At 74.6% G+C, this 8403-nt stretch carries 5 protein-coding genes and 1 tRNA gene; 4 read left to right on the top strand and 2 right to left on the bottom strand.

The annotated features are described in order from the left end of the window. Window positions 1-123: 123 nt before the first annotated feature. Window positions 124-1794: an arginine--tRNA ligase gene (gene argS / locus H7A69_RS13555; protein WP_182047470.1), complete on the bottom strand. Its 1671-nt coding sequence runs from the start codon at window positions 1792-1794 to the stop codon at window positions 124-126. 72 nt (window positions 1795-1866) lie between these two features. On the opposite strand from argS, the gene H7A69_RS13550 reads away from it, so the two are divergent. The 4 genes from H7A69_RS13550 to H7A69_RS13535 all read left to right on the top strand — a co-directional run bounded on the left by H7A69_RS13550 (window position 1867) and on the right by H7A69_RS13535 (window position 8090). Continuing rightward, entirely contained in the window at window positions 1867-2436 is a 570-nt protein-coding gene (locus tag H7A69_RS13550; protein ID WP_182047469.1) for a hypothetical protein, read from the top strand. Between the two features lie 134 nt (window positions 2437-2570). Next, window positions 2571-2642: transfer RNA gene (locus tag H7A69_RS13545), tRNA-Arg, on the top strand. Between the two features lie 163 nt (window positions 2643-2805). After that, on the top strand, window positions 2806-6753 hold the full coding sequence (locus tag H7A69_RS13540; protein WP_182047468.1) for a Pls/PosA family non-ribosomal peptide synthetase: 3948 nt from the start codon (window positions 2806-2808) through the stop codon (window positions 6751-6753). Beyond that, complete coding sequence (locus tag H7A69_RS13535; protein ID WP_182047467.1) at window positions 6750-8090, top strand: M1 family metallopeptidase; 1341 nt, start codon at window positions 6750-6752, stop codon at window positions 8088-8090. The genes H7A69_RS13540 and H7A69_RS13535 overlap by 4 nt, the downstream gene beginning before the upstream one ends. On the opposite strand, the gene H7A69_RS13530 is transcribed toward H7A69_RS13535, so the two are convergent. Then, a complete protein-coding gene (locus H7A69_RS13530) occupies window positions 8087-8401 on the bottom strand; it encodes a helix-turn-helix transcriptional regulator (RefSeq protein ID WP_182047466.1) in 315 nt (104 codons plus the stop codon). The genes H7A69_RS13535 and H7A69_RS13530 overlap by 4 nt on opposite strands. Between the last annotated feature and the right edge of the window lie 2 nt (window positions 8402-8403).

The raw sequence follows: 8403 nt of genomic DNA, 5'->3' as shown, positions 1-8403 counted from the left end.
CAGGGTCGCGTCCCCGCGACGTGGCGCGTACCGCCCGCGCACAACGGGAAGCGCGTCGCACCACGGACTTCCGTGGCGCGACGCGCTCGTGGTCGTGCGGACGGCAGCGGGCGCCGCGCCGCGCTACATGCGCTCGGGTGCGGTGACCCCGAGGAGGGTCAGGCCGTTGCGGACGACCTGCCCGGTGGCGTCGTTCAGCCAGAGGCGCGTGCGGTGCAGGTCCGTCACGGCCTCGTCGCCGAGCGGGGTCACGCGGCAGGCGTCGTACCAGCGGTGGTACAGCCCAGCGAGCTGCTCGATGTACCGCGCGATGCGGTGCGGCTCGCGGAGCTCGGCAGCCTGACGCACCACCCGCGGGTACTCCGCAAGGGCTCCGAGGAGCGCACCCTCGGTGTCGTGCGTGAGCAGCGACGCGTCGAACGCCGAACGGTCCACACCCGAGGCGGCGGCGTTGCGCGCGACCGACTGCGTGCGGGCGTGGGCGTACTGCACGTAGAAGACCGGGTTGTCGTTGGTCCGCTTCGTGAGCAGGTCGAGGTCGATGTCGATCGCGGTGTCGCTGGCGAACCGGACGAGGGCGTACCGGCCGGCGTCCACACCCACGGCGTCGACGAGGTCCTCCATCGTGACGATCGTGCCGTTGCGCTTCGACATGCGCATCGGTTCGCCGTCCTTGAGCAGGTTGACCATCTGGCCGATGAGGATCTCGAGGTTCGTGCCCGGCTCGTCGCCGAAGGCCGCGCACATCGCCATCATGCGGCCGACGTAGCCGTGGTGGTCCGCGCCGAGCATGATGAGGTTCCGCTCGAACCCGCGCTCGCGCTTGTCGAGGTAGTACGCCAGGTCACCGGCGATGTACGCGGGCTGCCCGTCAGACTTGATGACCACGCGGTCGCGGTCGTCGCCGAAGTCGGTCGTGCGGAGCCAGAGCGCGCCCTCGGCCTCGTACATCTTGCCGAGGGACTGCAGCCGCTCGATGGCGCGCTCGACGGCCTTCGACTCGTGCAGCGAGTTCTCGTGGAAGAACACGTCGAAGTCGACGCCGAAGTCGTGCAGCGACGACTTGATGTCCGCGAACATGAAGTCGACGCCCTCGCGGCGGAAGAGCTCCTGCGCCTCGTCGCGCGGCAGTTCCGTGACGTCGGTGCCGGCCGGCAGCGTCGCGATCACGCGCGCGGCGATCTCGGCGATGTACGCGCCGCCGTAGCCGTCCTCGGGGGTCGGCTCGCCGAGCGCGGAGGCGACCAGCGACCGGGCGAAGCGGTCGATCTGCGCGCCGTGGTCGTTGAAGTAGTACTCGCGGGTGACGAGGCCGCCCTGCGCCTCGAACACGCGGGCGAGGCTGTCGCCCACGGCCGCCCAGCGCACGCCACCCATGTGGATCGGGCCGGTCGGGTTCGCGGAGACGAACTCGAGGTCGATGCGGACGCCGTCGTAGAGGTCGCCACGCCCGAACGCCTCGGCCTGGTCGACGATCGTGCGGGCGATCTCGCCGGCCGCGGCAGCCTCGAGCGTGATGTTGATGAAGCCGGGACCGGCCACGTCGACCGAGGCGACGCCGTCGAGCTCGGTCAGCTCGCCCGCGATCTCGGTCGCGAGCTCACGCGGGTTCGTGCCGAGGCGCTTGGCGAGCTGCATGGCCGCGTTCGACGCCCAGTCGCCGTGCGCACGGTTCTTCGGACGCTCGAGGGCCACGTGGGACTCCCCGATCGTCACGGTGTCGGACGCGCCTCGTCGCTCGACGATCCCGGTCAGGATCGACAGGTACGCGGCGGAGAGTTCGGCAGGAGTCACGAGGGTCGAGTCTACCGGGACACCCAGGTGCCTCGCGGGCCGGTGCCGGTCGCCGTGCAGCATCATGTCCGGATGACCACCCGCAGCCGTGCCCGGGCGATCACCGTCGCCGCCCTCACCGTCGCCGCGTCCGCCCTCCTGTCGGGCTGCACCGGTGCCCGCGACTCGGCCCCGAGCCCCACGGCGACGCCCATCGGCACGGCCGTGCGGCAGTCCTGCGCCGACCTGCTGCCCGTCGAGGCGCTGGCCGTGTACGGGAAGACCTTCCGGCAGGACACCGACTGGCGTCCGGGCGGGGGCACGCCCGCGGCCACGATCGAGCGCCAGCGCGGGCGGGTCTGCCGCTTCGTCGCCACCGACGACCCGGGCACCACCGTCACGCTCGCGGTCGCGCACCTGCCTGAGAAGTCGCTCACGACCCTCAAGGACGCGCTGTACGAACGCGGCGGCTCCGTCCCGACCTACCGCGTCGAGGGGTACTACGCCCTCGCCGACGGGGTCGGCCGCGCGGACGCCTTCCCCGACCCGTACTGGATCACCACCGAGTCGACGCTCTTCACGGAGCCGGGCGGGGCGCAGCCCGTCGTCGACGCGGTCCGCGCCGTCCTGCAGCCGACCGCCTCGGCGAGCCCGACGGGCTGAGCCGGCCACCGCCGGACGGGAGGCGCGGCGCGATCCCGCACCGCGCCTCCCGTCCGGCGGTCCGCACGACACGGGCGCGACACGCGCTGTCGGGACCGGGTCACCGGACCTGCTACGGTTGGTGTCACCCACGAGCCCCCATAGCTCAGGGGATAGAGCACTGCCCTCCGGAGGCAGGGGCGGAGGTTCGAATCCTCCTGGGGGCACAGGAAACTCCCGCGCAGGACGAGGTGCTCGCTGCGCTCGGTCCGCGTCGCGCGATGTCGCCTGCGGCGACCTTCACCCGTCGTCGAGCCCGGCTCCTGCGTCCCGATCGGCCCGCGCGACGTGTTTCCGTGCGCGACACCCGGCGTCAGTAGGATCCGCGCGATGAGCACCGGCACCACCGACACCCAGGCGGAACTCGCCCGCGGCCAGCACGCCCCGGCACCGCGCACCCTGCTGGACGTCCTCGAGGCGACCGCGGCCGCGCACCCCGACGCCCTCGCGCTCGAGGACCCGGCCGGGACGATCGACACCGTGACGCTCCTCCGGCTCGTCCGGGAGCAGGCCGACGACCTCGCCACGCGCGGCGTCGGTCGGGGCGACCGGGTCGGTGTGCGGATCCCCTCGGGCGGCCGCGACCTGTACCTGTCGATCCTGGCCGTGCTCGCCGCCGGCGCCGCCTACGTGCCGGTCGACGCGGACGACCCCGAGGAGCGCGCCGCCCTCGTCTTCGGCGAGGCCGGCGTGGTCGGGGTGATCGGTGCCGGCGGCGTCCTGCGGCAGGACGGCACACCGGACGCGGCGCCCTCGCCGGTCGTCGACCCCGCCGCACGCGCCGAGGCCCCGACGACCGAGGACGACGCCTGGATCATCTTCACCTCCGGCTCGACGGGTGTGCCGAAGGGCGTCGCGGTGACGCACCGGTCCGCCGCCGCGTTCGTCGACGCCGAGGCACGCATGTTCCTGCAGGACGCGCCGATCGGCCCCGGCGACCGGGTGCTCGCCGGCCTCAGCGTCGCGTTCGACGCCTCGTGCGAGGAGATGTGGCTCGCGTGGGGCCACGGCGCGTGCCTCGTGCCGGCACCGCGCTCGCTCGTCCGGACCGGCGTCGACCTCGGTCCGTGGCTCATCGCGCACGGCATCACGGTCGTCTCCACTGTCCCGACGCTCGCGGCCCTGTGGCCGGACGACGCCCTCGAGCAGGTCCGCCTGGTGATCTTCGGCGGCGAGGCCTGCCCGCCCGAGCTCGCGGCCCGCATCGCCTCGCGCGACCGCGAGCTCTGGAACACGTACGGTCCGACCGAGGCCACGGTCGTCGCGTGCGGTGCCCTGATGGACGGCAGCCAGCCGGTGCGCATCGGGCTGCCGCTCGACGGCTGGGACCTGGCGGTCGTCGACGACCGGGGGCAGCGGGTGGCCCCCGGTGGCGTCGGCGAACTCGTGATCGGCGGTGTCGGCCTCGGACGCTACCTCGACCCGGCGAAGGACGCCGAGAAGTACGCCCCCTTCCCCGAGCTCGGCTGGGAGCGGGCGTACCGGAGCGGCGACCTCGTCCGGTACGACCCCGAGGGCCTGGTCTTCCAGGGTCGCGCGGACGACCAGGTCAAGCTCGGCGGCCGCCGCATCGAGCTCGGCGAGGTCGACGCGGCCCTGCAGGGCCTCGACGACGTCGCCGGCGGCGCGGCCGTCGTGCAGCGGACGCCGGCCGGCAACCAGGTCCTCGTCGGGTACGTCGCCCCGGTCGCCGGCGCGACGATCGACACGACCGCCGCGAACGCCCGACTCCGCGAGGAACTGCCGGCGGCCCTCGTGCCGCTGCTCGCCGTGGTGGAGTCGCTGCCGACCCGGACGTCCGGCAAGGTCGACCGCGCCGCGCTCCCCTGGCCGCTGCCCGGAGCCTCCGACACCGCACTGCTGCCGGACACCGTCGCGTGGATCGCCGAGCGCTGGTCGGCGATCCTCGGCGTGCCGGTGACGAGCGTCGACGACGACTTCTTCGCGCACGGCGGCGGTTCGCTGACCGCGGCGCAGCTCGTGTCCGCGATCCGCGAGCGCTTCCCCACGACGACCGTCGCCGACGTCTACGACCACCCGCGGATCGGCGCGCTGGCCGCCGCGCTCGACGACGCCGGCCCGACCGCCGCCGCACGGCGACCGGTGCGCCCGGTGCCGCCGACCACCGGGCTGCTGCTCACCCTGCTCGGCCTGCCGGTCCAGGTGCTCCGGGGACTGCGGGTGCTGACCTGGACGGCGCTCGTCGCCGCGGTGCTGCACGCGACGACCCTGCCCGTCCTGCCGGTGCTGCCGTGGTGGGCGCTCGTGGTGGCCCTGCTGCTCTTCGTGACGCCGATCGGCAAGATGGCCGTCACGGTCGTCCTCGCCCGCCTGCTGCTCGCCGGCGTGCGTCCGGGCGACCACCCCCGCGGCGGCTCCGTGCACGTGCGCGTCTGGCTCGCGGAACGCATCGCCGAGGCCGTCGACGGTCCGTCCACCGCGGGAGCGCCGTGGATCAGCTACTACGCGCGGGCGCTCGGTGCCCGGATCGGCCGCGACGTCGACCTGCACACCCTGCCGCCGGTCACCGGCATGCTCACCGTCGGCAAGCGCGCGTCGGTCGAGCCCGAGGTCGACCTCGTCGGGCACTGGGTCGACGGCGACCTGTTCCGGCTCGGCCACGTCCGGGTCGACGCGGACGCCGTCGTGCACAGCCGCTCGACGCTCCTGCCCGGGGCGCACGTCGGCGAGGGCGCCGAGGTCGAGGCCGGGTCCGCCGTCACCGGCAGGGTGCCCGACGGGGAGCGCTGGGCCGGTTCCCCCGCGGAACGCGTGGGGTCGGCGCGTCACGGCCGGGAGGCGCGTCCCCCGGCCCGTCGTCGCTGGCTCGTCGCGTACGGGGTCGCGTCGGTCGTCGTGGCCGGCCTGCCCGTCGCGGGCGTCGCGGCGGGCCTGGCGGTCGCCGTCGTGCTCGTCGGGCCGGCCGGCACGCTCGGCACCGCGGTGCTGCGCGGGCTCGCAGCCGTCCCGCTCGCGACGCTCGTCGCGGGCACGGTCTACGCGGTCCTGGTGGTCGCTGCGGTCCGGCTGCTCGCCCTCGGCCTGCACGAGGGCCGGCACCCCGTGCGGTCGCGTCCGGGCTGGCAGGCGTGGTGCACCGAGCGCGTGCTCGACGCGGCGCGCACGCTCCTGTTCCCGCTCTACGCCTCGCTGGTGACACCGCTGTGGTTGCGGGTGCTCGGTGCGCGCGTCGGACGGGACACCGAGATCTCGACGGTGCTCCTCATCCCCTCGCTGACGCAGATCGCCTCGGGCGCGTTCCTCGCCGACGACACGATGGTCGCGACGTACGAACTCGGCGGCGGCTTCGTGCGCATCGGCCGCTCCAAGGTCGGACGACGGGCGTTCCTCGGCAACTCGGGCATGACCGGGGCCGGACGCTCGGTGCCGCGCGAGGCGCTCGTCGCCGTGCTGTCCGCCGTCCCGAAGAAGGCCAAGCGCGGGTCCTCGTGGCTCGGGTCGCCCCCGGTCCGCCTGCGCCGTGCGACCACCGAGTTCGACGAGGAGCGCACCTTCCGCCCGCCGCGCCGGCTCAAGGTCGCCCGCGGGTGCTGGGAGCTCCTCCGCCTGGTCGCGCCGATGGTCTCCGCGGCGATCGCCCTCGGCGTCGCCGGTGCCCTCCTCGCGCTGTGGTCCACGGTCGGCATCGGGTGGACCGTGCTCCTCGCCGGGCCCGTGCTCATCGTCGCCGGCGCCGTCGCGGCGGCCGTGTCGACGCTCGCGAAGTGGGTGTTCGTCGGTCGCATCGAGGCACGCGAGCACCCGCTCTGGTCGTCGTTCGTGTGGCGCAACGAGGTGCAGGACACCTTCGTCGAGACGGTCGCGCGCCCGTGGTTCGCCGAGCAGGCGACCGGCACCCCGGCGCTGGCGGCGTGGCTGCGGAGCCTCGGCGCCCGCATCGGGCGCGGGACCTGGATCGAGACCTACTGGCTCCCCGAGGCAGACCTCGTGGCCATCGGCCACGGGGCGGCGGTCGCGCGCGGCACGGTCGTGCAGACGCACCTGTTCCACGACCGGGTGATGCAGCTCGACACGGTCCGGCTCGACGACGGCGCGACCCTCGGACCGCACAGCGTCGCGCTGCCGGCGGCGGGGATCGGTGCCGGTGCCACGGTCGGACCGGCGTCGCTCGTGATGCGCGGCGAGCAGGTCCCCGGGGGCACGCAGTGGGCGGGCAACCCCATCGCACCGTGGGCGTCCGCGCCGCCGGTGCCGGTCGCGGAACGCACCACCGCCGCCCAGGACGACGGCGTCGTGGCAGACTCGACGGCACCGTGAAGCCGAACCCCGACGCCGACCCGTACACCCCGCACAGCGGCGACCGGCGGTGGAGCGCCCGGCACTACGAGCTCCGCCTCGGCTACCGCGTCGCGACGAACCGCCTCGACGCCACCGCCACCGTGCACGGCCGCGCCGTCGAGCAGCTGGACCGGATCGTCCTCGACCTGCACGGGCTGCGGGTCGACCGGGTCGACGTCGACGGCACCCGCGCGACCAAGGTGTCGACGTCCACGCACAAGCTCACGGTGACGCCCGCGGAGCCGGTCGCCGCCGGGGCGGACTTCTCGGTGCACGTCCGGTACCGGGGCGCGCCGCACCCCCTGCGGAGCCCCTGGGGCCAGATCGGCTGGGAGGAACTGACCGACGGCGTCATCGTCGCCGCGCAGCCCACCGGCGCCCCGTCGTGGTTCCCCTGCAACGACCGCCCCGACGACAAGGCGACCTACCGGATCGAGATCACCGCGGAGACGGGCTACGACGTGGTCGCGAACGGCGATCTCCTCGGGCGCGAGCGCGGTCGGGCGGGCACCACCTGGACCTGGGCGGTGACCGAGCCGATGGCGACGTACCTGGCGACGGTGCAGATCGGGCGGTACCGCACGACCGCGCTCCGCCGTGCCTCCGGCGACGCGCTGCCCGACGTGACCGTGCACCACCCGGCGGACCTCGCGGCCGCCGTGCGGACGGACTTCGGGCGCGTGCCCGACATGCTCGCGCTCTACGCGGACGTCTTCGGTCCGTACCCGTTCTCGTCGTACGGCGTCGTGGTGACCGACGACGAGCTCGAGATCCCGCTCGAGGCCCACGGCCTCGCGGTGTTCGGGCGGAACCACGTCGACGGCGAGCACGGCACCGACCGGCTGATCGCGCACGAGCTCGCGCACCAGTGGTTCGGCAACTCCGTGACCGCGGCGCGCTGGCGCGACATCTGGTTGCACGAGGGCTTCGCCTGCTACGCCGAGTGGCTGTGGTCGGAGCACCGCGGGGGCGACTCCGCCGACACGCTCGCCGAGCGGTACCGCGACGGGCTGCTCGCCGGGCCGCAGGACCTCGTGGTCGCGGACCCGGGCGCGGCCGACATGTTCGACGACCGCGTCTACAAGCGCGGTGCCCTCGCGCTGCACGCGGTGCGTCGGACCTTCGGCGACACGGCGTTCACCACGGGTCTCCGCGCGATCACCGCGGAGCACCGGCACGGCGCGGTGGCGCCGACGGACGTGTTCGCGGCGTTCGCTGCGGCGGCGGGCGTGACGGAGCTCGCGGTGCGTCGCGTCACGGGTCCGTGGCTCGACGAGCCGGGCGTGCCCGCGCTGCCGACCGGCGGCTCGGCCTAGCGACGGGCGGACCCGGCCGCCGGCGTCCTCGAGGGCCGGGCAGACCCGACCGTCCGGCTGCCGGACGGAGCGGGCTGGACCTCGGCCCAGAGGGCGTCGAGGGACAGCCCGACGACCCCGGCCAGCGCGGCGATCGTCGCGAACGACGGGGTCGCGATCCGGCCGGTCTCGATCTTCCGGAGGGTCTCGGGCGAGACGCCGGCGGCGAGGGCGACGTCGAGCATCGACCGGTCCGCACGCGCCGAGCGGAGCAGCGCACCGAGCCGGCGGCCGCGTTCGAGCTCGTCGGGACTGAGCGGGAGTCGAACCATGC

The organism is Curtobacterium sp. ME26 (genome assembly GCF_903970945.1).
GTDB classification, from domain to species: domain Bacteria; phylum Actinomycetota; class Actinomycetes; order Actinomycetales; family Microbacteriaceae; genus Curtobacterium; species Curtobacterium citri.
Note: the sequence above shows the minus strand (reverse complement) of the source record. Positions and strands in the feature narration are given on the sequence as shown.

What these genes read in the sequence shown, in the direction of transcription:
- H7A69_RS13540 (WP_182047468.1), top strand. Translation starts at nt 2,806, where the DNA reads ATGAGCACCGGCACCACCGACACCCAGGCGGAACTCGCCCGCGGCCAG.
- H7A69_RS13530 (WP_182047466.1), bottom strand. Translation starts at nt 8,401, where the DNA reads ATGGTTCGACTCCCGCTCAGTCCCGACGAGCTCGAACGCGGCCGCCGG.
- H7A69_RS13550 (WP_182047469.1), top strand. Translation starts at nt 1,867, where the DNA reads ATGACCACCCGCAGCCGTGCCCGGGCGATCACCGTCGCCGCCCTCACC.